The 23,648-nt window shown below is 46.7% G+C and carries 20 protein-coding genes; 16 read left to right on the top strand and 4 right to left on the bottom strand.

What is annotated here, in order from left to right; translation table 11 throughout:
* Nucleotides 1-94: 94 nt before the first annotated feature.
* The 7 genes from BP97_RS0123270 (at nt 95) to BP97_RS0123240 (ending at nt 8,861) form a co-directional block, all read left to right on the top strand.
* The gene (locus tag BP97_RS0123270; protein ID WP_051620903.1) at nt 95-1,831 is read left to right on the top strand and encodes a sensor histidine kinase; all 1,737 of its coding nucleotides are present in this window, start codon (nt 95-97) and stop codon (nt 1,829-1,831) included.
* Between the two features lie 25 nt (nt 1,832-1,856).
* Nucleotides 1,857-2,660, top strand: a complete 804-nt coding sequence (locus BP97_RS0123265; RefSeq protein ID WP_028551276.1) for a response regulator transcription factor — start codon at nt 1,857-1,859, stop codon at nt 2,658-2,660.
* Nucleotides 2,661-2,851: 191 nt separating this feature from the next.
* The gene (locus tag BP97_RS0123260; RefSeq protein ID WP_028551275.1) at nt 2,852-4,504 is read left to right on the top strand and encodes an extracellular solute-binding protein; all 1,653 of its coding nucleotides are present in this window, start codon (nt 2,852-2,854) and stop codon (nt 4,502-4,504) included.
* A 73-nt stretch (nt 4,505-4,577) separates the two neighbouring features.
* On the top strand, nt 4,578-5,468 hold the full coding sequence (locus BP97_RS0123255; protein WP_028551274.1) for an ABC transporter permease: 891 nt from the start codon (nt 4,578-4,580) through the stop codon (nt 5,466-5,468).
* A 19-nt stretch (nt 5,469-5,487) separates the two neighbouring features.
* Complete coding sequence (locus tag BP97_RS0123250; RefSeq protein WP_028551273.1) at nt 5,488-6,372, top strand: carbohydrate ABC transporter permease; 885 nt, start codon at nt 5,488-5,490, stop codon at nt 6,370-6,372.
* A gap of 364 nt (nt 6,373-6,736) precedes the next feature.
* Nucleotides 6,737-7,528: an endonuclease/exonuclease/phosphatase family protein gene (locus tag BP97_RS0123245; protein WP_028551272.1), complete on the top strand. Its 792-nt coding sequence runs from the start codon at nt 6,737-6,739 to the stop codon at nt 7,526-7,528.
* A gap of 25 nt (nt 7,529-7,553) precedes the next feature.
* Nucleotides 7,554-8,861, top strand: coding sequence for a CehA/McbA family metallohydrolase (locus tag BP97_RS0123240; protein ID WP_028551271.1), 1,308 nt, complete (start codon nt 7,554-7,556; stop codon nt 8,859-8,861).
* A 131-nt stretch (nt 8,862-8,992) separates the two neighbouring features.
* On the opposite strand, the gene BP97_RS0123235 is transcribed toward BP97_RS0123240, so the two are convergent.
* Entirely contained in the window at nt 8,993-9,688 is a 696-nt protein-coding gene (locus BP97_RS0123235) for a PadR family transcriptional regulator (protein ID WP_028551270.1), read from the bottom strand.
* Between the two features lie 219 nt (nt 9,689-9,907).
* Here BP97_RS0123235 and BP97_RS0123230 point away from each other — a divergent pair, with 219 nt between their 5' ends.
* Both BP97_RS0123230 and BP97_RS0123225 read left to right on the top strand, forming a co-directional pair.
* On the top strand, nt 9,908-10,357 hold the full coding sequence (locus BP97_RS0123230; protein WP_028551269.1) for a hypothetical protein: 450 nt from the start codon (nt 9,908-9,910) through the stop codon (nt 10,355-10,357).
* A gap of 336 nt (nt 10,358-10,693) precedes the next feature.
* Nucleotides 10,694-11,392 (top strand): metallophosphoesterase family protein, encoded by a 699-nt coding sequence (locus tag BP97_RS0123225; protein ID WP_028551268.1) that lies wholly within the window; start codon nt 10,694-10,696, stop codon nt 11,390-11,392.
* Nucleotides 11,393-11,429: 37 nt separating this feature from the next.
* Here the strand turns inward: BP97_RS0123225 and BP97_RS37185 are convergent, their stop codons facing one another.
* Entirely contained in the window at nt 11,430-11,933 is a 504-nt protein-coding gene (locus BP97_RS37185) for a GNAT family N-acetyltransferase (protein WP_051620901.1), read from the bottom strand.
* Nucleotides 11,934-12,130: 197 nt separating this feature from the next.
* Nucleotides 12,131-13,033: an aminoglycoside phosphotransferase family protein gene (locus BP97_RS0123215; protein WP_028551267.1), complete on the bottom strand. Its 903-nt coding sequence runs from the start codon at nt 13,031-13,033 to the stop codon at nt 12,131-12,133.
* 397 nt (nt 13,034-13,430) lie between these two features.
* Between BP97_RS0123215 and BP97_RS0123210 the strand changes: the two genes are divergently transcribed.
* The 7 genes from BP97_RS0123210 to BP97_RS0123180 all read left to right on the top strand — a co-directional run bounded on the left by BP97_RS0123210 (nt 13,431) and on the right by BP97_RS0123180 (nt 21,838).
* Complete coding sequence (locus tag BP97_RS0123210; RefSeq protein ID WP_442952385.1) at nt 13,431-16,394, top strand: hybrid sensor histidine kinase/response regulator; 2,964 nt, start codon at nt 13,431-13,433, stop codon at nt 16,392-16,394.
* Nucleotides 16,395-16,628: 234 nt separating this feature from the next.
* The gene (locus BP97_RS0123205) at nt 16,629-16,922 is read left to right on the top strand and encodes a hypothetical protein (RefSeq protein WP_028551265.1); all 294 of its coding nucleotides are present in this window, start codon (nt 16,629-16,631) and stop codon (nt 16,920-16,922) included.
* A 17-nt stretch (nt 16,923-16,939) separates the two neighbouring features.
* The gene (locus BP97_RS0123200) at nt 16,940-17,338 is read left to right on the top strand and encodes a hypothetical protein (protein WP_028551264.1); all 399 of its coding nucleotides are present in this window, start codon (nt 16,940-16,942) and stop codon (nt 17,336-17,338) included.
* A 27-nt stretch (nt 17,339-17,365) separates the two neighbouring features.
* Nucleotides 17,366-17,665, top strand: coding sequence for a hypothetical protein (locus BP97_RS37180; protein WP_051620899.1), 300 nt, complete (start codon nt 17,366-17,368; stop codon nt 17,663-17,665).
* 150 nt (nt 17,666-17,815) lie between these two features.
* Nucleotides 17,816-18,826 carry a LacI family DNA-binding transcriptional regulator gene (locus BP97_RS0123190; RefSeq protein WP_028551263.1) on the top strand — a complete coding sequence of 337 codons (1,011 nt, stop codon included), beginning with the start codon at nt 17,816-17,818 and terminating at the stop codon, nt 18,824-18,826.
* A 501-nt stretch (nt 18,827-19,327) separates the two neighbouring features.
* Nucleotides 19,328-21,253, top strand: coding sequence for a threonine--tRNA ligase (gene thrS, locus BP97_RS0123185; protein WP_028551262.1), 1,926 nt, complete (start codon nt 19,328-19,330; stop codon nt 21,251-21,253).
* Nucleotides 21,254-21,349: 96 nt separating this feature from the next.
* Nucleotides 21,350-21,838: a hypothetical protein gene (locus BP97_RS0123180; RefSeq protein ID WP_028551261.1), complete on the top strand. Its 489-nt coding sequence runs from the start codon at nt 21,350-21,352 to the stop codon at nt 21,836-21,838.
* A 69-nt stretch (nt 21,839-21,907) separates the two neighbouring features.
* Here the strand turns inward: BP97_RS0123180 and cls are convergent, their stop codons facing one another.
* Nucleotides 21,908-23,356 carry a cardiolipin synthase gene (cls, locus tag BP97_RS0123175; protein ID WP_028551260.1) on the bottom strand — a complete coding sequence of 483 codons (1,449 nt, stop codon included), beginning with the start codon at nt 23,354-23,356 and terminating at the stop codon, nt 21,908-21,910.
* Nucleotides 23,357-23,648: the final 292 nt, after the last annotated feature.

The raw sequence follows: 23,648 nt of genomic DNA, 5'->3' as shown, positions 1-23,648 counted from the left end.
CCAGCTTACGTGGACAGGGCGATTCAATGTGTCCCAACAGCTGACTTAAATTTGGAAGCGCTTTATTAAGGTTTTGTAAAGCGAGGGTGGGTTAATGAAAATACCGTTACTGCGCAGAGATTATTCGAGGCCGTACTCGTTGAAATATCAACTGATTGTCATCTTATTCATAAGCTCGTTGACTCCACTGATCTTGATCGGAAGTATTTCTTATTTTTCGATGTATGCCATTTTGCAAAATAAGGCGGAAGGAGGCGTACAGAGCAACCTTCATCAGGTACGCATTTCTCTTGAGGATACGATAGGCCAGCTGAACCATACCTCCCAGCAGCTTGCTTTTGACGGTAGAGTCGGTAAAAACCTGGAAAGCTATTTGGCAGCTGATTATTACGAGAAGAAGAGACTGAATGACGACATTCGCAGTGAGCTCAGCTTGATTCATTTTACGAACCCTACGCTTGGCCTTATGTTCTACTATTTTGCGAACGATAACCAGAAGCTGTTTGAGAACTTTAATGTGCGTGATGATGATATCCTGAAGCTCCCTGTGCTAATTCGTTTCGATAAAATTACCTATTACGGTCCGCATCGTTCGCTCAATCCGATAGATGGCAATGAAGTGCTATCGATACTGCGCAAGGTGGAGCTGCCGGATCGCGATGATGTGTACGTCTATATAGAGACCAATTTCAAGCTGGCCGAGAGCATTATTAAGGACAACGATCAGTTCGGAGGTCACTTGGTCCATCTCATCGTAGACAATAACGGCAAGGTCGTGTTTAGCGAGAATAAGACCGATTTTCCGATTGGTTCCAGCGCATTGTCCGCGAAGATGAAAGAAGCTGCGTCAGAGGACTATTACATGTTCGAGGAGACGAGCAATCAGTCCTGGAAAGTGATGGCTGCTGTTCCTCAATCAGTATACAAGCAGGAAATTAACCGGTGGATCAAGCAATTCGCTTTGTTCGCAGTGCTCACGCTTGCGGCTAGCGGCTATCTCGCCTGGCTCATATGGCGCACCGTGTACCGTCCGCTTAATGTCCTGAATGCGGATATTCGCAGCGTAAAGCATAATTATGAGCACTTCCCAACAAGGCAATCGCATATTTCGGAATTTGCCGTCATTTACCGTGAGTTTGCCGACATGAGGGGACGTATATTCGAGCTGATTAATGAGGTAGAGCAAAAAGAAAAGGGCAAAGCTCTCCTTGAAGTCGAAAAGCTGATGACCCAGATTAATCCGCATTTTATTCATAATACGCTCGATACGGTTCGCTGGCTTGCCCGAGCCAATGGACAAAGAGACATTGACCGTCTTGTATCGATGCTTAATAAAGTGCTTTATTATAATCTCGGAAAAGGGGGCCCTGCCCGCATACGAGACGAAATCGAGGCTCTACGGCATTATGTCGAATTACAGGGAATTCGGTATCATTTTGAGTTTGATGTTCATATTCACGCGAACCCGAAGGCGCTGGAGCTGCCGATCCCGAGATTTATCCTGCAGCCTTTGGTTGAAAATGCCTTGTATCACGGCATGGAGGATCAAGGCGCTATTGAAGTCGTCGTCAAGGAGGATGGGCAGTCGCATGTCATCATCGAAGTGAGGGACAATGGAGAAGGGATGACGCAGGAGGAAATGGATCGCCTCGTGCTTGAAGACAATCCGGAGAGAAAAATGGTGGGGCTTGGAATCGGGCTACAGTATGTGTACCGCATGGTCAAGTTTCAATTCGGCGCTGAGGCAAGCTTTCATATTGAAAGTACAATAGGGTCAGGTACGACGATCCGGCTCCGTCTTCCAATAGCGAAGACTGAGCTTGTGAATTAAGCAGGATTCATAGGGAGGTGTCACCATGCTGAAAGTACTGGTGGTAGACGATGATCATTTAGTGCGCAAAGGCTTTATCTCCATGATGCCATGGAAGGATTACAACCTGGAGGTCGTAGGAGAAGCGGGAAACGGCCGGAAAGCATTGGAGTTTCTCGAGCACCATGAGGTCAACCTGTTGATTACGGACTTGGCTATGCCTGTTATGTCGGGAATCGATCTGATGCGGTCGGTTAAGGAGCGGCATCGGCATGTAGCGATGGTTGTACTCACTTTTCACCAGGATTTTGAATTCATTCAGGAAGCACTTCGTCTCGGAGCGCTGGATTATATTACAAAGGTTGAGCTTGAACATGAGCATATGGGTGAAGTGCTGAAGAGAATCGTGGACAAGATGAAGGAGCAGGCTCAGGAGGCGGATTGGCGAATAGAGATGGCCGATCATGCTAACGTCCTACAGGAGCTAGACAGCCCCTACTCTCCTGAAGTGAAGGCAAGCATTGCCAAGGCGGTGCATATTATTCACGAAGAGCTTCAGGAGGAGCTTCATCTGCCGGATATCGCCAGAAGAGTAAATATGAGCCGCAGTTATTTCAGTCGTTGCTTTAGGGATATTGTAGGCAAGACGTTCAATGACTACATTCGGGAGGTGCGGGTCAATCATGCCAAAGAGCTGCTTTGCCGTACAGAGAGGACAATCGGCTGGGTTGCCACACAGTCGGGATATCCCAATGAAAAATATTTCGGCAAAGTTTTTCGTGAAATTGCTGGTGTACTCCCTAGCGAGTTTCGCAAAATGGAACACGAGGTCGCAAATCGTCTTCCATGAAGTGCAATTTCGTCTACAAAACTATGAGAGAAAGACGATCGTGAGATGATTTGTGCCGCAATTCAGGACACAAACTGACCTGGTCGTCTTTCTTTTTCTTTAAAATATAAATGAAGACAGTTTTCTTACGAAAACTCTAAAATAGGCTTACGAAGTTAGTTTTCTAACGAAAACCTTTGAGGAGGGGAAGTATGAGAAAGAAAAAAGCGTGGCTGATATTTGCGGCACTCACCGTATTCATGACGGCATGTTCAAGCAATACTCCCGAAACAGGTAAGACAGCCGACACTCCTAAACCTTCAGGACAACCGAACGCCAAGATCGATCCGTTCAAGATGCCCAGCCCTATCGAGGTAACCACCTTCAAAAGCGTCAGCCCGGGCGCCAAGCTTCCAGCGGGCGATACGGTAGAGAGCAACCAGTACATGAAATACATCGCAGATAAAACGAACATCAATTTTAAAATATTATGGTATGCCTCCGGTCAGGATTACGATCAAAAGATGAAGCTGGCAGTCGCGAGCAACGATTTGCCGGATATGATGCTCGTCAATGAGCAGATGTTCCTGGCGTTGGCCGATGCTGGTCAGATCGAGGATCTCAGTAAAGTGTACGAACAATACGCGTCCCCTTTAACGAAGGAGTTGTATGCGTCTACAAGTAACAAAGCATTGGAGAAAGCGACCTATAAAGGAAAGCTGATGGGAATTCCGAATATTAGCGTTCAAGCGGATGCGGCCAGTATGGTGTGGCTGCGTAAAGACTGGATGGATAAATTAGGGCTGCAGCCGCCCAAAACGATCGATGATGTTATTTCCATAGCCAAAGCATTTGTTGAAAAAGACCCTGATGGCAATGGCAAAGCGGACACGATAGGACTGGCTGGCTCTGAAGGCTCGCTTAGCGTTCCAGGAAAGGCGCAGCGGATCGACTTTAAAGGCTTCTTCCAGGCCTACGGCGCTTATCCGGGCAACTGGATCAAGGACAGCAAGGGCAATATTGTGTATGCCTCCATCCTCCCCGAGACGAAGCAGGCGCTTGGCAAGCTGCGAGAGATGTATTCGGCGGGCTTGATCGATAAGGAGTTTGCACTGCGTAAAGATCCGAATCAGGTCGTTGTCGGCGGTAAAGCAGGCATTTTCTTCGGTCCATGGTGGTCGGGCGGCTTGATATCCGATGCTATAAAAAATGATCCTAAGGTGGATTTTGTTCCTTATCTGATCCCCGATGCTAAAGGTACTGTTAACAATCTGATGATTCCGGTCAGCAATACGTTCCTTGTCGTCAAAAAAGGGATGAAGCATCCTGAAGCGGCGATGGTCTATGCCAACACCTTCATTGCAGCCCAGCGTAAAGCAGATCCCGATGCATTGAAGCTGGATTTCTCCGTAAGCGCGGAATATTGGCCGATCGGGAATGCAACGTACGACTACAGTGATGCCGTGGAACGTAAGGCGGATGTTCTCAAAAAAGCACTGAATGGTCAGACCAAGCCGGAAGAGCTCAGTCCGGAGATGAAAGAGCTGTACGACAAGGCTATGAGGGATAAGAAAAATCCGAAAGCCGATCTTAAGGATTGGTCGGGCTACTACGGCTACACGGTGCCAGCCGATTTGCTCAAAATGAATATGAACAAAATATACAGCGAGTATACGGCCGTGACGAAGACCATGGAGCGCAAGTGGGCTAACCTGCAAAAGCTCGAGAAGGAGACATTCTTCAAAATTGTCATGGGCGAGCAGCCGCTCGATGCGTTCGATCAGTTCGTAACCGATTGGAAATCACAAGGCGGCGACGAGATCACCAAAGAAGTTGTAGATGAAATTAACAAAGCCAAAAAATAATACAGAAAAGATAGAGTGAGAGCACCTCCCGTGAAAGGCGGTGCTTTCTTCATCTGATCACCCGAGGTGAGACATGAACATTAAATCGTATTACAAGCACTATCACCTGATGCTGCTGCCAGGCATTTTGTTTTTGATCTTATTTCATATTGTACCGATGTTCGGAATCGTGATTGCTTTTCAGAACTTCAAGATCGGACTAGGTATTTGGGATTCCCCATGGATCGGTTTGGAAAATTTTACGTACATGTTCCAAATCAGAGACAGCGGGCTGATCTTTTATAACACCGTTTTCATAGCCCTCTGTAAAATTATCGCACATCTGGTAGTCCCGTTAATTTTTGCAATCCTGCTTAACGAAGTCCGCTTCATGGTGTTCAAACGATGGGTGCAGACGATCGTTTATTTACCTCATTTTTTGTCCTGGGTTATCTTGGCTGGAGTCGTGATCGATATGTTATCGCTGGACGGGATTTTCAACCAAATCGTCAAAGCGATGGGGCATGAGCCGATCTTATTTCTGGCTAGCAACAAATGGTTCCCAACCATAGTGATCAGCAGTGATATCTGGAAAGAGTTCGGCTTTGCCGCCATTATTTATTTGGCTGCTCTAGCAGGCATTAATCCCTCGCTGTATGAAGCGGCGGAGATGGACGGTGCCAGCCGGCTGCAGCAGCTGTACTATATTACGCTGCCGAGTCTAGTGCCTACGGTAGTGCTGCTTGCGACACTCAGTATCGGGAACGTGCTGAACGCGGGCTTTGATCAAATATTTAACCTGTACAACCCGCTAGTCTATGAATCTGGAGATATTATCGATACTTATGTGTACCGGGTAGGTCTGGTTCAATCCCAGTATGGTTTTGCTACGGCTGTCAGTCTGTTAAAATCCTTAATCGGCTTCGTTCTGATTATCATTTCTTACCGGATTGCCTATAAATATGCAAATTATCGTATTTTCTAAATAAAGCAGGTGAAAACGGATGGTACGGAATAAAACCGTTTCAGCGCGGTTGGCTGAAGCTGTATTACTGCTCATTATGCTCATGATCTCTATCATTTCGCTCGCACCGGTTCTGCATACGTTCTCTGTATCGTTCAGCGACAATGCGGCTGCGTCCGGGGGCTTCGTCAAGTTTTGGCCGGTGGGCTTTAACATTGAATCGTACCGCCGGATTATGGAGGAGCCTCACTTTCTCAATTCGTTTTTTGTTTCTGTCAAAAGGGTGCTCCTCGGAGGCGCCATTAACTTCTTGCTGACGGTTCTGATGGCTTATCCGCTATCGCGAAGCACTAAGGAGTTTCCTCTTCGGAACCTCTATATGTGGTTCATGCTGTTCACGATGCTGTTTAGCGGTGGCATCATTCCTCTCTATTTGACGGTTAAGGCACTGGGAATGTTCAACACAATATGGGCGCTGGTGCTGCCGGGGGCTGTACCTGTATTCAATGTCATATTGCTGATGAATTTTTTCCGTAATATGCCCAAAGAGCTGAGCGAGGCAGGCTACATGGATGGGGCAGGACCGTGGTACATGATGATCAAAGTTTTCGTTCCGCTCTCGCTGCCGTCTCTTGCTACCGTGACGCTGTTCAGTATCGTTGGGCATTGGAACTCCTTCTTCGACGGGATGATCTTCATGCGCAGCGCGGAGAATTACCCTCTGCAAACCTATATTCAGCAGCTTGTGGTGAACCTGAACATTGTGGAGCTCGATTCATCGCAGGCCGAGCTGCTGATGAAAGTATCGGATAAAACGTTGAACGCCGCCAAGATCGTCGTTTCTATGGTGCCGATTCTGATCGTTTATCCGTTTTTGCAAAAATATTTTATTCACGGCATTATGCTTGGATCGGTGAAGGAGTAAGTTTTGTCGAAGGCAAAACTCTAAGCGGATGCTTACGAAGTAAGACCGAGGCTGTCGAGAAACCTAAAAAGGCTGAAATATTGCTAGTATAGTTCGGTGGGGTATGCCCTTCCAGCCGCTGTTGAAATCCGTGAATCTGATTAGAATTTAGCGGTATATTCACGAATTTCAAAGGCGGACGTAAACTCTTCCAAGGCATACCCCACCTTCCTCTATAGCAAATTTCACGAAGATACAGGCTTCTCGACAGCCCAATAATTCTAAGCAAATACTTACGAAGAAAGTTTTGACTTTGTCAAAACTCAAAGTGAATGCTTACGAAGAAAGTTTTGACTTCGTCAAAACTCTAAGGAGGATAAAACCCATGAACTATACGATGATGACGTTTAATTTGCGGTGCAATACGCCAAGCGACGGAGATAACGCATGGCCGAACCGCATAGAGCGCGCAGCGGATATGATTAAAGAGCATGATCCCATTCTTGTCGGAACGCAGGAAGGGTATTTCTCCATGTTGACGGAGCTGCAGGAGCATCTCGAGGAGTACACTTGGATCGGCGTGGGCCGATTCGGCGGATTTGAAGATGAGCACAACGCGATTTTTTATAAGAAGGACTGTTTGGACGTGGTTGATCAAGGGCATTTCTGGCTCTCGGAGACGCCTGACGAAGCAGCTACTAAAAGCTGGGGGAGTTATTTCCCTAGGATGTGTACTTGGGCAACATTTCGCGATCTAAACGGCGACAACGTGTTTACGGTATATAACACTCACTTGGACCATTACAGCCAAGAGGCCCGGGACAACGGTGTCAAGGTGATATGGAACTATATGTCCCGCCTGATAAGTCATGATGTGCCTGTGATCGTGATGGGCGATCTGAACAGCGCGCCCGCCGATCAGCCGATTCGTTATATGCGGGGGCAAACGGGAAAAGAAGGACCGAACGGATGGCTTACGGACGCTTACACGGCTTATGAGGGAACAGTTGGCCGGACGGCTCACAGCTTCCGTGGCGGAACGGACGGGGATCCAATCGATTATATTTTCGGTTCACCGGGTGTGAAGATTCTGGAGACGAAAGTAGACCGAAGGCAGATTCGAGAGGCCTATCCATCGGATCATTACCCTGTTGTTGCGATTGTGGAGATTGATTAATTAAACCGGATGGGGAGAGCAGGATATGGACAAAGTGCAGAGACCAACGGTGAGAAACGAATTCCAACGCTGCATTGCTCGCAGTGAACAAGGGATGTATATCGAGATTCCTTTCGAGGTGCCCGATCATGCGGAGGAGCTAGCGGTTACTTACTTGGTCGAATCGTTTGGTGAAGCAAGGGCGGTCATTGATCTGGGTGTGCGGGATACCGGGAGGGTGCGTGGCTGGAGTGGGGGAGCGCGGAAGGAGTTCAGGATTGGACTAGAACAAGCGACGCCAGGTTATGTTCCCGGTAAGCTGCACCCCGGTTCATGGGCTGTACTTCATAACGCTTATCGGGTACCTGAGGAAGGCTGTCAGGTCACAGTTACAGTCGAAGTCTTTCTATCAACATCCCGGTGGCTTAAAGGGGATTTGCACACGCATAGTATACATAGCGACGGCACATATTCGTTGGAGGAAAATGCAGCGATCATGGAGCAGCTCGGTTGTGACTTCATTGCAATGACGGATCATAATGCAATAAGCCAAAACTACGCTTATCCCCGCAACACGGCGGTGCTAATGATTCAGGGAATGGAGTTCACGACCAATTGCGGGCACAGCAATTTTCTGGGGGTTACTGAGCCTTTGGATGATTTTCGAGTTGAAAATCAGGCTGATGTCAATGAGCGGATTCGTATGGCCCGCGAGCGTGGAGCTCGTATTGTGCTGAACCATCCTCATTGTGACTTTTGCCCATGGGAATGGGATTTTAACGTCGATTTCGATTGGGTCGAGGTGTGGAACGGCCCTTGGACCGATCGCAATGCGAGGGCACTGGAATGGTGGCAGGAGCAATTGGTGGGCGGGCGCCGTCTGACAGCCGTTGGAGGCAGCGATGTGCATCGGCCTGACAAGTATGTCAAGCATGCGATGCCTTGTACATGGGTGTATGCGGAGACGAAGGCGACACAGGGGATTTTGAATGCTATCAGTAAAGGGCATGTCTGTATATCTTATGCCCCGGAAGGTCCGTTCTTAGAGCTGAGTTTTGGAACTTATCGGACAGGAGATTCTGTTCCTAAAGAGGAACGAGAGCAGATTGATGCCGTAACGCTGAATAGCAGCGGATTGCTCCCGGGAGATCGGGTAAGGTGGATTACGGAGAAAGGACTTGTAAAAGAAGAAGTATGTACTTCTGAGGAATCAGAAGCAGTTAGCTTGAATATTCAAAAGCATGAACGAACCGGCCCTAGGTTTGTTCGCGTGGAGGTGTGGCGGCATTTTAAGGAAGTAGATCAACTGCTGGTAGTGGCTCTTACCAATCCAATCTATTTTGATGCAATCTGAGTGTTAAGTTATAGACTTATCTCAAATATATAGGCAGAGGTTGCTTCGGATGTGAGGATGAAGTCCTAGACTACCGCTGCCTTTAGTTTAACTATCGTTTCCTGTTATCACAATACTCGTTATTCAACACCTTACTCGCCAGCTTTGTCTTCGTCCGTTAATGAATCAGTTTCAGATGTCACTGTTTCATCCATGCTGGAATTTGGAGCAGAGGATAGAACTTCTTTCAAACTGTTTTGAAACTTGGCCATTACTTCTTGAAACTGCGTTGCCTGTTTGGATGTGGGGTTTTCCTGCGCTGCCTCTGATGCTCTCATCATCAGATAAACTAGATCGGACCATTCTTTCATAAAACCACGCAAATCTTGCTTACCATTTCCACCGCCAAGCTTCCGATGTCGTCCATGCCGTTCCCAGCGGTCCTCTGTCCGTTCCGTCACTGTTTTTTCTCTTTCACGAAGAGATTCCAGTCCCATTTCCGTTATATGGTACAGCTTCTTACCCTCTGTTTCGCTGTAGCTAATAAGCTTCATGTCGTCTAACAACTGCAAATTCGGGTAGATAGAGCCTGCGCTAGGGGTATATAAGCCACCTGTTTTCTCCTCCATAGCCTTGATCAACTGATAGCCATGCATGGGTTCCGAAGCCAACAACTCGAGTAGAGCAAACTTGAACTCCCCGCGCTCAAAGAAACGACGTTTGCCTTCACTGCGTCCACCAAAACCACCCCGCGAACCGCCATGACGGTGCCTCAAAAACTTCTCATGGTGTACGTATTCGTGACTAAAACATTTTCGCTCTTTATGACGACCCTGATAAAATCTCATATATATTCACTCCTCAATACGATATATCGCTATAATATAACGATATATCGTATTAGTCAATGCCTTTATTTTATACATCCACTGCCCCTATATTCCCTATTAAGCTTACCTGATTACGGCTCGAGTGCTCGACTAATAAAGCAAATAGCAAATAATGCTTTATGGGCTATTCGCACATTGTTGAAATAGATGATTTACTCTAAGGAAAATCAAAGATAGATGGAGCAGACTGCATTAGCAGCTGTTCCCCATTTTATTCTAGAATTCCATAATTTACACTGTTATACTAATTCTAATAAATTTGAAAGGAAGAATACCTGTGAATCTAGTGATGCAAGTATAAAGAAAGAAACTGCTAATGAAAGTAAAAGGGATAGGCAAACATATGGTAGAACATTCATGGCCTTTGCCTCTATCATAAGCTTACTAATTATGATTGGTATTGCTATCTCATTCTTAGGTTCTAATTCTGAGAAAAAAGAGGCTGAAGAGTTAAAAAAGATCGGGATAATTAGTAATAATTTTGAATCATTATATTCTTTCTACGAATCTAGAACCTCGTTACAACAGAGTGAATATTGGGAGTCAATTAAAGGAAAACAAGTCCAATGGAGTGGCACTGTTTCTGAAGTAAGAAGTGCATATATTTTAGCAACTCACAAAATGTAATTAACGTAAAGATTAAACCAGGACTTGATTTTAAAGTTGTTTTTCCAAAAGACGTCGATTTAACGTCTGTTAATAAGGATAAGCCTATTACTATCAGAGGTACACTTTCAAGCCGATGGGAATTATCAGATGCGGAAATAATTAAAAAATAAATGATCAGCAAAATTGGCAATCGAAACGATAGTCGGTGCTGGTGACATATTAATACTAATTCTGACGGTGAATATAAATTATTGGACTGAATGTGTTAGTCCACTCGAAAAATTAAATCTATTATCATTTTTATCCCAAATATAACTGTATGATCATCATATCGAAAGGGAGTGAGGTTACAACATGAAAGCCCTCATCATTTCCGATATTCATAGCAATATTTATTCCATACGCGCTATATGGGAACAGGAAAGTGACAGTGATATCATTTATTGTACGGGGGATCTGGTTGACAGCGGCCCTTTTCCCAACGAGGTGATCGATTGGGTGCGGAAGCAACATGTGGTATGTACGAAAGGGAATCATGATGAACGTGTCATCGCCCATTATCAATCAAGTACAAAGATGGAGGATTTGCCTTCAAACAAACGAAACTGGGCGTATCATAATGCAAGCCGCCTAAATGACGAAGAAATTGCCTTTTTGCAACGATTACCTGAAACGGTGGAATTCCACATGGACGGCATTCACTACTGCATGAAACATCAATTTGGCCCAAAATATGAAACCATCGAAAGCATTTATCAGTTCAGACAATTTTGGTCCACATACACCACCGAAACCAAAAACCACGCACATGCGAAAAGAATCATCCTCGGGCATACCCACTGGCAAGCGGTGCATTACCTAAAAGACGACGAGTTATGGATAAATCCGGGCAGTACCTCGTATCGCCCAACCCGGCAAAAAGAAGACCGTTCGCAAGATGCGCATTACATCACCATTACGGACGGTCAAATACATATTAAAAGTGTGGACTATGATGTTACACCGGTCATCCAGGCTGCAGAGCAAGAGAATTTGCCTTCGTATTGGTGCTGAATTTACGAAAAAGTTCCTTTAGGCTCAGCGGGAATGTTCAGCGGAAAGACTCCTGCATTGATGTATTACTCATAGGATTTTTTCGTAATAATTCCTTGGTCATAAACATACTGTAAGGATCTTCGATGTAATCTGCAAATGGATTGCAATAATGGAAACCGAGATTCTCATATAGCTTCCTTGCTGGTGCAAAGGATTCCATAGAGCCAGTCTCCAGACTGAGTCTAGTATACCCACGCTCTATGGAGACGGCTATGATATGTTCAAGAATTTTTCTTGCAACACCTTTTCGCATATGGGACGATGCCGTACGCATGGACTTTACCTCACCATGTGTAACATCAAGCTCTTTAAGTGCCCCTATTCCAAGTAATTCATCTTGCTCCCATGCACTCCAAAAGGTCACCTCGGGTTTTCTTAATCCATCCAGGTCTAAGGCATGGACACTCTCCTTAGGAGAGTCTTCTGACATTCCTTGGAGATGCTCTTCAATTAAAGCGATTACTTTATATCCAGTTAGATCGTCCGTTCTGATTTCCACTACAACCACTCCCAAATGTCTATTCTTTTTAAATTATATTATAGATCATTTTATTTTTACAACTGAAGCTATATTCTGGTCACTATGTAAGAAGATAGAATAATATGGTGTGGTGTGTCGTGGTGAAACTAAAGCGTCATTAGATAGAGAAAGGGTTGCCGGCAAACGGCATCCCTTTTTTAACAATCAGAACGGTGTCATTCGCCATTCAAATGCTCGGAAAGAACTTCATCGATAGCACGTCGGGAAATTGCGGCGAGTAGGGGGTTCGTATTTAAGTAGTATGCTAAGGCGATCAGCCCGAAGGATAATGCCCAGCCACGACCTCGAGCCCAAGTGGCGTCATCCACCGATAATGCTGCGCGAAATAACTTACGGCTTTCGGTAGATAGGAAAGTCCATGCGACCATCATATCGCAGGACGGATCGCCTACTCCGAGAGTACCGAAGTCTATGACGGCGCTTAGTCGTCCTTGTTCGACCAGCAGGTTACCCGGATGGAGGTCGCCGTGGAGCCAGACGGCTGGACCTTGCCATACTGGTGCCTGCAGGGATGCTTCCCAGGCAGCGGTTGCCAAGTCGGGATCGATCACGTTGTTCAAGTCTGCGATTGCTTTCCGGACGGACACATCCCGCATGCTCAATGGCACACCCCGGCCAGAGTTATGCGATCCTGGGGCCGGACCCCCTGTGGGATCGATCCGCTGCAAGGAGGCTACGAATTGTGCCAGTGCAGTCGCTGCTTGACGAGGATCATCGATTCGCCCGATGGTTGCGTTCTCACCTTCGAGCCACCGATACACAGACCAGCGCCAGGGGTAGCCCTCGGCGGGCATCCCCATCACAAGCGGGAGGGGGATAGAAAGTGATATATGTGGTGCAAGTTTGGGTAGCCACTGCTGCTCCTTCTCAACCTGTCCAATAGCCCATTCGACACGAGGTAATCGCACGGCCATATCTTTGCCGAGCCGATAAATCATGTTGTCCGTCCCGGCTGATTCAACCGGTTGGATGAGATGGTCTGCCCATTGCGGAAATTGTACGGTGATCAATCGTTTCACGAGAGTTACGTCGATGTCCATCTCATTCGCTTGGTTCATTTGATCATAGCCTCCCTTATGTGGATATTGCTTCAGATAGGAAGAAGTAATATTTCCACTAAATCATATCATAGTAAGGTTTTTCAATTCGTAGTAATGGATAGCTATAATTAAACTATCCTGCCTCCAAACAGAAAAGTAGCCTTGCATGCACATTGAGAATATAAACATGGGGATCCATTAATAAAGGAATAAATGCAGTTAATGTCGAATCTCATCTGGTATGATGCGAATAAAAAATAAAAGTGCCCTTAAATATATAGTCATAATAATATTATTTCTTGGCGTTCTCCAGGGTCTGCGCTGGGCTTGGCTCGAGATTTTTCATATTGAAAAGCACCCTCCTATTGTTAATGGTGTACTTGACCTGCGCGGTCGGGATCTGGATTATTCTTCTATGGTCTCTTTGGATGGTCAGTGGCAGTTTTATCCTGCAAAGTTAGTTTCTCATCAGGATGTACAGTCAGCTGAGGACCAATTCCGCAATATTCAGGTTCCGGGAGACTGGAGCAGCGTGCTGTCTAATGGATCGGACTCCGCTTATGGGTACGGAACGTATCGTCTACGCATTCTAGTCGATCCATTGAAGCAGCCTGTTGCATTTTGGTTTCGAGGAATACAAGCTTCATCCGGTGTGGAAATAAATGGGCAAGTTGAGAACGATTTCGGAAAACCTGCCACAAATGCTAAGGAGTACACGCCCAAGAATATCTCTTATACTGGCTCCTACACTATGGTGGGTGCAACAGAGATCGAATTGCTTATTCGAGTAGCCAACTTCGACGACCCTTACAACGGCGGTATCCTGCATTCCATTCGCTTTGGTACTCAGGCAGCAATCGACTACTTGCGGTGGTATTCCATCGGGTTTCAACTGGTTATATTTGTTGTTCTTATGCTTCACTGTTTATATGCTTGTATCCTCTACTGGTTTAATCCTCATGTACGGATTTTGCTCATTGTCTGTGCCTTAACATTGACTGTTGGAGTTTCGATTGGGGCCGGCCATGATAACCTGCTCTTGCTATGGTTGCCGATCAACTATACATGGGGTCTGAAGATCAGACTGATTGCCCTGATATGGCATTCCTTTTTTATTCTACTTCTTTTCAGAAGCTTCTCTTCGACTCGTCCGAAAAGCATAGGGTTGAGAGCATTCACCGCGGCGCTCATTTCTTATTCAGCATTTCTGCTGGCTGCTAGTGCTCCATGGGTGAATGGAACATCTGCACTAGGGATATTTTCTTTTTTCTATTTAGTACCCTTTGTCTGGTTTATTTATATAACCGGAACAATGGTCTTCAGGAAGCAACCCGACAAGGACGGCGTCTTCTTGCTGTTATCCGCAGCAGGCATTATGTCTAGTTTTGTCTGGAGCTTATGGAGCTCTTATACTGTCGTTTACTATCCAATAGATATCATTGCAGCTATTATTGGCTTTTCTGCCTACTGGTTTAAGAAGTACTTCCATAATTCCAGAGAAAAAGCAGCGCTGTACGAACAGTTAAAAAAAGCCGACAAGCTCAAAGACCAATTTCTTGCCAATACATCGCACGAACTAAGAACACCCTTGCATGGGATTATGAATATCGCTCAGACCGTTGTAACCAAAGAGAAAGAGAAGATGGGTGAGAGAAGTCTTAAGGATATGGAACTGCTTATAACCATAAGCCGCCGGATGTCTCATATGCTCGGTGATCTTCTCGATGTCGCACGGCTCCAAGAACACCGCATTGTGCTGCAGCAAGAGCCCTTGCAGATTCAATCGATCGTTCCCGGTGTAATCACTATGTTAAAATTTATGATAGAAGGCAAGCCTATTCAATTGCATATGGATATCGCAGAATCGATGCCACTGGTTATGGCCGATGAGAAAAGACTCGTGCAAATTTTGTATAACCTGGTTCATAACGCGCTCAAATACACAGAAGAAGGGACGATCTCTGTCTCCGCCGAAATTCTGGGAAGACATGCCGTTATCCATGTTTCCGACACTGGGGTCGGCATGAATGAGGAGACTCAGGCGAGAGTATTTCTTCCTTACGAACAAGGATCTTATGGAATTAGTGATGGACGAGGAATTGGACTTGGTTTAAGCATTAGCAAGCAGTTAGTCGAATTGCACGGTGGTACATTGACAGTTCGCTCTGAACTGGGTAAGGGCTCTGTATTCAGTTTTGATCTGCCGTTAGCGAGCAGGTCGAGTATCCCATTGTTACAACATCCTCTTCATTCACACATAGTAACGGACGGAACTGAGGATAGGCCCGCTGAATTATTGTTTCCAGACACCGCAATCGATGAATTGGCAGTCTCCGTACTGATCCCGCCGCTTTTGGATGAGGTGAGGATGAATATTCTTGCAGTTGATGACGACCCCGTTAACCTGAACGTGCTTGTTGGAATCCTTTCGACGGAGCCATATAACATCACAACAGCTAATTCAGCTCGAGAGGTGATGGATTTGCTCGGTACACAACAATGGGATCTGCTGATTGCCGATGTCATGATGCCGCAGATGTCCGGCTACGAGTTGACGCAGAGAGTAAGGGAGCATTACTCCGTATCGGAACTTCCGGTTTTACTGCTGACTGCGCGCAGTCAGCCTGCTGATATCTACACCGGATTCTTGTCGGGAGCCAACGATTACATTACCAAGCCTGTAGACGCTCTGGAACTAAAATACCGAATTAGGGCTTTGATCACGCTCAAGCAATCTATAAACGAACGTTTGCGCATGGAGGCTGCCTATTTGCAGGCACAAATTCATCCTCATTTCCTTTTTAACACACTCAATTCAATCATGTCGTTAAGTGATATCGATACGGAAAAGATGCGTCAGCTGGGCGAAGCCTTTACGTCCTATTTACGGATCAGCTTTAATTTCCTCAATACGGGGGAATTGGTCAAGCTTTCCCATGAGTTGGAGCTCGTTAAAGCCTATTTATATGTTGAGAAAGAGCGCTTTGGGGAAAGACTGTCTATCGTATGGGATGTTGAACCCGAGACAAACTTACTTCTCCCTCCGCTTTCAATACAACCACTAATTGAAAATGCCCTCAAGCATGGCCTCTTGAGTCAGAGTAAAGGCGGTACGGTTCATCTTCGGATTACTCGACAGGATAGCTTCACGCTTATTGAAGTGAAAGATAATGGCAAGGGGATGGAACAAGAACAGGTTATTCAGCTGTTGAGTCCAATCATAAAGGGAACAGGCGGCATAGGACTTTCCAATACGAATCGACGATTAATACAATTGTACGGTCAAGGCTTGTCTATTATCAGTAAGCCTAACGAAGGAACAACAGTATCATTTGTCATTCCGGACAACCAAAATCAACAGAATATTGACGTAGGTTAGTTCAAAAAAAGAGCAGGCGAGGCGCCTGCTCTTTTTTAGCATTCAACTTAAAATTTTAGTTAGTGCAATATAGGTGGACTTATATTTCACCTGAGGTCATGTTGGTTCCCCACTTATCCTCACTTTTCTTCCAATCTCCCGTGTATTCGCACATTCCACTAGATTACATGATAGAAAACTATAACCATATAGTACAGTACGAATAAAATGTACAAACAGGAGGTGGTAATCAGAATGGGAAAATCAACAAAAGCAAAAAATGGGGCTGATGGGCAGCCAGGTAAGAACGGAACTAATGCTACTGTAGGTAATGACGGTCAAAATGCAGTCTCCTTTACAGGATTAGATGAAACCTCACTCGGTGTATTGCTCGACCAATTGAAAACAGTACCTGGTGGCAATTCCATCGATGTCACTAATAATAATGAAAAGCTACAAATTACACTAAATGGAAAAACAATTGTAAATATCAATAAATTAGAATTAACCGATAAGCTTAAAAAAACGGATGATACTCAAAACAGTTAGCCCAGGAGGTGCTCATAATGGGACATTCCAAGGAAAAAGAAAAAAAGATCGACATTGACAACACAGCTAACGGTCCTGGAGGAAACGGAGGCAATGGCGGTACCGGCGGTGACGGCGGCAGCAATGCTTTTACCACCTCGTCAAATAGTGCTAGCGTAAGCATTGCGGATTCCACAGCCAGTGCAACCGGCGGTAGTGGCGGTGCCGGCGGCAGTGCGAGTGCAATAAGTGGTGTTCTTGCTGTTGCAGTTGCTGGCGATGGGGGTAATGGCGGAAGTGCCTCTGCCGAGATATCGGCGGGTATTACTCAATCGAACAGTACCGTCGCTGGAGACGGCGGAGTTGGAGGCACTGGCGGCGAAGGCGGAGATGTAGAAGCTAAAGTCAAAATAGATAATGACGATGATGATGACTAAACTCATAAGGAAAGCGAGCTGAAATCAATGACTGACGATATGAATAACAACACAGCAACAACGGCCGATTCATCTTTACCGCAAGCGAATGCGAGCGCAATCGGCGGGACCGGCGGGGCTGGAGGACAAGCGATAACTTTATCTTATTCCAATAACTACTCTAGTTTGTTGCTCATGTATACGTACTTGCTGAACTTGGCGAACAGTAATGATGGCTTAAGGGCAGAAATGAATCTGCTTCTACCCATACTTCAAGAGGCAATGGAAGATGAGAAGAAGTACCGGGAAGCATTCTTAACGGCCGTTCAATCCTTGGGCAAGCAATAATAATTGATATACAGAAGAAGCCATCCTGAACATGCCAGGATGGCTTCTGTATTTAAAAAGGGTAAGCGCTATTCCTTCGAGTTTACATGTCATAGGTCGATATCGTATGATAAACAATAAAACGCAGACAAAGTTAGAGAGGAGCAGGGGATGAAACCGACTATTTATGATGTGGCCGAGGCCGCCGGGGTATCTATCGCCACAGTATCCAAGGTGATAAACGGTACGGGCCGCATCAGTGACAAAACGAGAAAGCATGTAACGAGCATTATGGAAGCGCTAAAATACCAGCCGAGCATGGTCGCTTCTGCTTTGACAGGTAAAAGCACCTTTACCGTAGGGCTGACTTTACCGGATTTGGCGAACCCGTTTTTCGCTGAAATCGCACGCGCAGTAGAGGATCGGGGGCACGAATACGGCTTCAATGTGTTTATTTGCAGCACAGATAATGATCCTGACCGTGAAATCAAATATTTCTCGCTGTTAACGCAAAAAAGGGTAGATGGCGTTATCGTCGCCACTCGAACGGAAAAAGATATGTTTCTAAAAAAGCTGATTCAGCAAAATGTGCCCATAGCACTTATTACCGGGGAAATGCCGACATTAGCCGTGGATACGGTTATGGTGGACGATTTTCTTGGTGGCTATCAGGCGGGAAGCCACTTGGTCGAGCAGGGACATCGGAGAATCGCCATTCTGGCGGAGGATGTACATACAATGAGTAACCGGGAGAGGATTCGCGGCTGCAAGCAGGCGATGACTGCAGCAGGGATTGAGGTGGATGAGCGCCTTGTGACCTCCGGAGATTTTACCGTTAGCGGAGGGAAGGAAGCGATGAGCCGACTGCTCGATTTGGAGGAACCGCCAACCGCTGTGTTCGCATGCAATGATTTGCTTGCCATCGGGGCCATTCAAGCTGCACGCGAGCGAGGTCTGCAGCTTCCGCAGCAGTTGTCTGTCGTTGGCTTCGACAACACGATTCTGGCAACGATTATCGATCCTCCTCTGACAACGGTTGCGCAGCCGATTCAGGAAATCGGGCGTCAAGCGATGGATCTGCTCGTGCAGGAGATTAAAGGTGAAAAATCCATGAAGCAGCGGGTTGTCCTAATGCCTGAGCTGGTCGTTCGCGGCTCTACAGCGGTGCTTCCAGGGAATTAATTATTTGTGTGTTCTAAGCCGCGGGACAGCATGGGGTTAAAGTGTACAGGCTTTCCAAAGCCAATGACACTCGCGTTTCTATGATTCCGCGTGGACACATTTTTCTAAAGGCCCCTTGACCTTTCGTGAGACGATGATTATAATGATGAACCAATAACATATTCAGGCAATGACCAAAGACATGATTTCCTTCAAGGACTGTCAGAGAGAGGAGGTTAGGTGAGAGCTCCTTCAGAGGCCGGAAGCGTAAATTACCCCTTTGCAGCCGTGATGTCGAACCTGCAACTGTTAAAGTTGCGACAGTAGATAGCACCGTCTCATCCGCGTTACCGGATGCTTGAGGAACTTGCATTGTATGTTGAGCCAGCTTGCCCGCTGCTTAGCTTACTGGTGTAGGTTCGAATCAGGGTGGAACCACGAGCTGAACGCACTCGTCCCTTGGGAGAGTAGCGTTTTTTTGCGTTCATATAAATCAAAACCAAAACGAATGGAGGCGTCACCATGGGTATTAATGAGATTAAAGTCACTTTGCCGAATGGAGCAGTCAAGGAGGTTGAACGGGGGACCACGATGGAGCAAGTGGCTGAGTCCATTAGCCCGGGCTTGAGGAAAAATGCCGTAGCGGGCAAGCTGAACGGCAAGCTTGTCGATTTGAACCGGCCGCTCCAGGAGGACGGTCTGGTAGAAATCGTGACGCTCGACAGTCAAGAAGGGTTGGAGGTATATCGCCACAGCACAGCGCATTTGATGGCACAAGCGATCAAACGCATCTACGGACAGCAGACGGTGAAGCTTGGCATCGGGCCGGTTATTGCAGATGGCTTTTACTACGATATTGATATCGAGAAGCCGCTGTCTACTGACGATCTTGCCGCGATTGAGAAAGAAATGGAGAAGATCGCACAGGAGAATTTGCCGATTGTCCGCAGGGAAGTAAGCCGTCAGGAAGCGATTCAAACGTTCGAGAAGCTCAATGATCCGCTTAAGTTGGAGCTTATCCGTGATCTGCCTGAGAATGCAGTCATCTCGATCTATGACCAAGGCGAATTTTTCGATTTGTGCCGCGGACCTCATTTGCCTTCCACAGGGCGGATCAAAGCGTTCAAGCTTCAAAATGTGGCAGGAGCCTATTGGCGCGGAGATTCCAAAAACAAGATGCTGCAGCGTATTTATGGGACAGCTTTTCCTAAAAAAGCGGATCTGGAGAATCATCTCCACCTGCTGGAGGAAGCCAAGAAGCGGGATCACCGAAAGCTTGGCAAAGAGCTCGGACTGTTCATGTTTTCCGAGGAAGCGCCGGGAATGCCGTTCTATCTGCCCAAAGGGATGGCAATCCGCACACAGCTTGAGAATTATTCCAGAGAGCTTCAGCTGAAGCAGGACTATGATGAAGTCCGCACACCGTTCATGATGAACCAGAGGATGTGGGAGCAGTCCGGTCACTGGGATCATTACCACGAGAACATGTACTTTACGGAAGTGGATGATACGAAGTTTGCGCTGAAGCCGATGAATTGCCCCGGACATATGCTGATTTTCAAAAACAGCCTACACTCCTATCGGGAGCTGCCGATCCGAATTTCCGAATTCGGGCAGGTGCATCGTCATGAGTTCTCAGGCGCTTTGAACGGGATGATGCGGGTACGGACATTTTGCCAGGATGATGCGCACATCTTCGTGCGACCGGACCAGATCGAAGAGGAGATCGGCCGCGTTATTGCGCTGATCGATCAGATGTACCAAGTATTCGGCTTTGAATACAAGATCGAGCTGTCTACTCGTCCGGAGGATTCGATGGGTTCGGAAGAGCTTTGGCAGCAGGCGGAAATGTCCTTGCAAAATGTACTCGAGCACCGCGGCATCGAATACCGGTTGAACGAAGGAGACGGGGCATTTTACGGACCCAAAATCGACTTCCACATTCTTGATGCGCTTGGTCGGAGCTGGCAGTGTGGCACGATTCAGCTAGACTTTCAAATGCCGGAGAAATTCGATTTGAATTACATCGGAGAAGACAATCAGAAGCATAGGCCGGTGGTCATTCACCGTGCGATTTACGGTTCGATCGATCGCTTCATCGGTATTTTGACAGAGCACTTCAGCGGAGCTTTCCCAGTATGGCTCGCTCCGGTTCAAGCAAAGCTATTGCCGGTGTCAGACAACTACATTGACTACGCCCTTCACGTGAAGAAGCAGCTGGAGGATGCAGGCATTCGTGTGGAAGTCGACATCCGCAGCGAGAAGCTTGGTTATAAAATACGGGAAGCGCAGCTGGAAAAAGTACCTTATATGCTGGTATTGGGCGAGAGTGAAAAGAATGCCGGTCAAGCAGCTGTCCGCCGTCGCGGAGAGGGAGATCTGGGCGCAATGGGTATTGCGCAGTTTGTAGAAATAGTTACGGCTGAGATTCATAGCAAGCACCAGTAGCTGAAGGGGGAAAGGGAACTCTGCGTTCTTTCATTGGTCTTCGTACAATCCTGTGCTATAATCAACAAAACACCAATGGACCGCGGAGGACATGAAATGCTCACTTTTGAACAAAAACTGGCTGTTATAGAATCATTCCCGGAGCTGCAGCGCAAGGACGTCTCCTTGGGCCGGGTCAATTTTCAATATGAGGACAGCGGCTTTGACCGCAAAAATGTCGTTTATCACCTGCACAAAAACGGCAACGGCTTCGTCTACGCCGGACATTTGAAGGGATATTCGACCGACGAGAAAGGGCTCGTCAATATCCGAGATCTCACGGAAGAGGAGCTTCGCAGCTTGCTTGAAGCCTCCATCCGCTCGCTCGCACCTGATCCGACGCAGACTGCGAAGTCGTCTTCAACTTCGTCAGCAGCAAGCCGTGAGGAGCTGTGGACCGGTCCTGACAACCATAAGCTGCGGCTCTTCTACGAAGATGAGCTGTGGTATCTATATGATAGACAAAATCTGGAGTCGGCCTTCGAAACCTACGAGGAAGCCGAAGAATACCTTCTGGAAGAAGGGTTTACCCGCAGCGGCGCTTAAGCGTCCGCTGTTTTTTTTGTTCTTGCCAAAAGGATCACTAGCGGCTGCCCTGGTACCAGTCTGTATCTGTTACAGTAGAGGGGACAGCAGTCTGGCGATCGACTCTTTGAATTGACTTAGATAAGATCTCCGTTTGTAGGAAGCTAGTGTCAGCTCATGAGAATGGTTCAGATCCGCTGTAAAGAGATTTTCAAGCTTACCCGCTGTCTTCGTATCGTAAATAAAGGCGTTAATTTCAAAGTTCAGCTTGAAGCTGCGAATATCGATATTGGCTGTACCTACTGAAGCGACCTTGCCATCAATCACAAGCGTTTTGGCATGAAGAAAGCCTTCTTCGTACAAATAACAACGCACCCCGCTATCCAATAACTCTCCCAGGTAAGAACGGGATGCCCAGAAGACGAAAAAATGATCCGGACGGTCCGGGATCATGACTTTGACGTCGATACCGGATAAAGCGGCCATTTTCAGCGCATTCAACAGACTCTCATCGGGTACAAAATAAGGCGATTGAATAAAGACGCTGCGTTTGGCGGAATGAATCATTTTAATATAGGCATTTTTGATCTGCTGCCGATGCGAGTGAGGACCGCTAGACACGATCTGCATACCCACGCCTTGCGGGTGCATATCCTCGGAAAAATATTTAGCTTCATAGCTGATTGGAGGCGCGGAGGTTCGGTTCCAATCCATCATAAAATGAGCCTGCAGCACTTTGACGACGCTGCCCGCAAGCTTCAAATGGGTATCCCTCCAGGAGCCGAGCTTCGGGTCTAGACCCAAGTACTCATCCCCTACATTGAAGCCTCCGATATAGCCCCATTTGCCGTCGATAACACATACTTTGCGATGGTTACGGTAGTTTAGCCTCAGGTTCAAATAACGAATCCTTGACGGAAAAAATGCTGCTGCCTCTCCGCCCGCATCGAGCAGCGGTTTCAGGAAATGCTTTTGCAGCCCATAGCTTCCGACATCGTCGTACAACAGCCTAACCTCGACGCCCTCCTGAGCTTTTTGCGTCAGAAGACGGATCAACTCCTGTCCTAACGCATCCGCTCGCACAATGTAATACTGCAAATGAATATATAGTTCTGCCTCTCGAATTGCCGTAAACAATGAGGTGAACTTGCTTCGGCCATCCGTGAAAATTTCAACCTGATTATCTTGGGTCAGTACGGAATAACGGCCGCTCATCAGGTTCATATGCATCATATCGCGGTAAGCCTCCATGGCTGGGTCAACATAGTGCATCACTCCGAGCTCAATTTGCTCTGTCTGCAGGCGCGATACCGCGTTGAAATCCTCTCTAGTCTCATCTCTCATCGCCTTTATCCGGCGGCCATTCAACGTTTTACCAACCAGCAGATAAATGATAAATCCGACCCCAGGGAGGAAGAGGAGGACCATCAGCCAAGCCCAAGTGGCCACCACATTGCGGCGCTCAAAAAAGATGATGGCTAAGGCAAAGAGATAATTGAGAAGCGTCAGCAAATTATAAACGTCTTGAAATTCGAACAAGCGGGGTCACCTCCTGCAAGCTTTCGACTCTTTTCTTTAAGAATAACCCCTTATGGAATCATTATCCACCTTAGTGTTAGAATCTCCTTACCCAGATTCCCGTATGCATGAAGCCGAATGAGTTCTGCCTCCAGGTGATCCGTTTTAAGGAGTCTTGAGAAAGTATCTATTTACTCATTGACAACAACGGAGGGATGGAGTAAATTTGAATTAAGGGAAAGCGCTTAACCACAAGCTGAGAAGTTTACCGCTATAAATGTATTTTTAGATCGATTAAGCAATATATTGTTTT

It is taken from the genome of Paenibacillus sp. UNC451MF (genome assembly GCF_000686845.1).
GTDB lineage: Bacteria > Bacillota > Bacilli > Paenibacillales > NBRC-103111 > Paenibacillus_S.
The sequence above is the reverse complement of the archived record's forward strand: the minus strand, read 5'-3'. Positions and strand labels throughout refer to the sequence as shown.

Bases quoted from the DNA above. Each gene is read 5' to 3' on its own strand.
- BP97_RS0123270 (WP_051620903.1), top strand. From the start codon at position 95: ATGAAAATACCGTTACTGCGCAGAGATTATTCGAGGCCGTACTCGTTG.
- BP97_RS0123265 (WP_028551276.1), top strand. From the start codon at position 1,857: ATGCTGAAAGTACTGGTGGTAGACGATGATCATTTAGTGCGCAAAGGC.
- BP97_RS0123260 (WP_028551275.1), top strand. From the start codon at position 2,852: ATGAGAAAGAAAAAAGCGTGGCTGATATTTGCGGCACTCACCGTATTC.
- BP97_RS0123255 (WP_028551274.1), top strand. From the start codon at position 4,578: ATGAACATTAAATCGTATTACAAGCACTATCACCTGATGCTGCTGCCA.
- BP97_RS0123250 (WP_028551273.1), top strand. From the start codon at position 5,488: ATGGTACGGAATAAAACCGTTTCAGCGCGGTTGGCTGAAGCTGTATTA.
- BP97_RS0123245 (WP_028551272.1), top strand. From the start codon at position 6,737: ATGAACTATACGATGATGACGTTTAATTTGCGGTGCAATACGCCAAGC.
- BP97_RS0123240 (WP_028551271.1), top strand. From the start codon at position 7,554: ATGGACAAAGTGCAGAGACCAACGGTGAGAAACGAATTCCAACGCTGC.
- BP97_RS0123235 (WP_028551270.1), bottom strand. From the start codon at position 9,688: ATGAGATTTTATCAGGGTCGTCATAAAGAGCGAAAATGTTTTAGTCAC.
- BP97_RS0123230 (WP_028551269.1), top strand. From the start codon at position 9,908: ATGGAGCAGACTGCATTAGCAGCTGTTCCCCATTTTATTCTAGAATTC.
- BP97_RS0123225 (WP_028551268.1), top strand. From the start codon at position 10,694: ATGAAAGCCCTCATCATTTCCGATATTCATAGCAATATTTATTCCATA.
- BP97_RS0123215 (WP_028551267.1), bottom strand. From the start codon at position 13,033: ATGAACCAAGCGAATGAGATGGACATCGACGTAACTCTCGTGAAACGA.
- BP97_RS0123210 (WP_442952385.1), top strand. From the start codon at position 13,431: ATGGTCTCTTTGGATGGTCAGTGGCAGTTTTATCCTGCAAAGTTAGTT.
- BP97_RS0123205 (WP_028551265.1), top strand. From the start codon at position 16,629: ATGGGAAAATCAACAAAAGCAAAAAATGGGGCTGATGGGCAGCCAGGT.
- BP97_RS0123200 (WP_028551264.1), top strand. From the start codon at position 16,940: ATGGGACATTCCAAGGAAAAAGAAAAAAAGATCGACATTGACAACACA.
- BP97_RS37180 (WP_051620899.1), top strand. From the start codon at position 17,366: ATGACTGACGATATGAATAACAACACAGCAACAACGGCCGATTCATCT.
- BP97_RS0123190 (WP_028551263.1), top strand. From the start codon at position 17,816: ATGAAACCGACTATTTATGATGTGGCCGAGGCCGCCGGGGTATCTATC.
- thrS (WP_028551262.1), top strand. From the start codon at position 19,328: ATGGGTATTAATGAGATTAAAGTCACTTTGCCGAATGGAGCAGTCAAG.
- BP97_RS0123180 (WP_028551261.1), top strand. From the start codon at position 21,350: ATGCTCACTTTTGAACAAAAACTGGCTGTTATAGAATCATTCCCGGAG.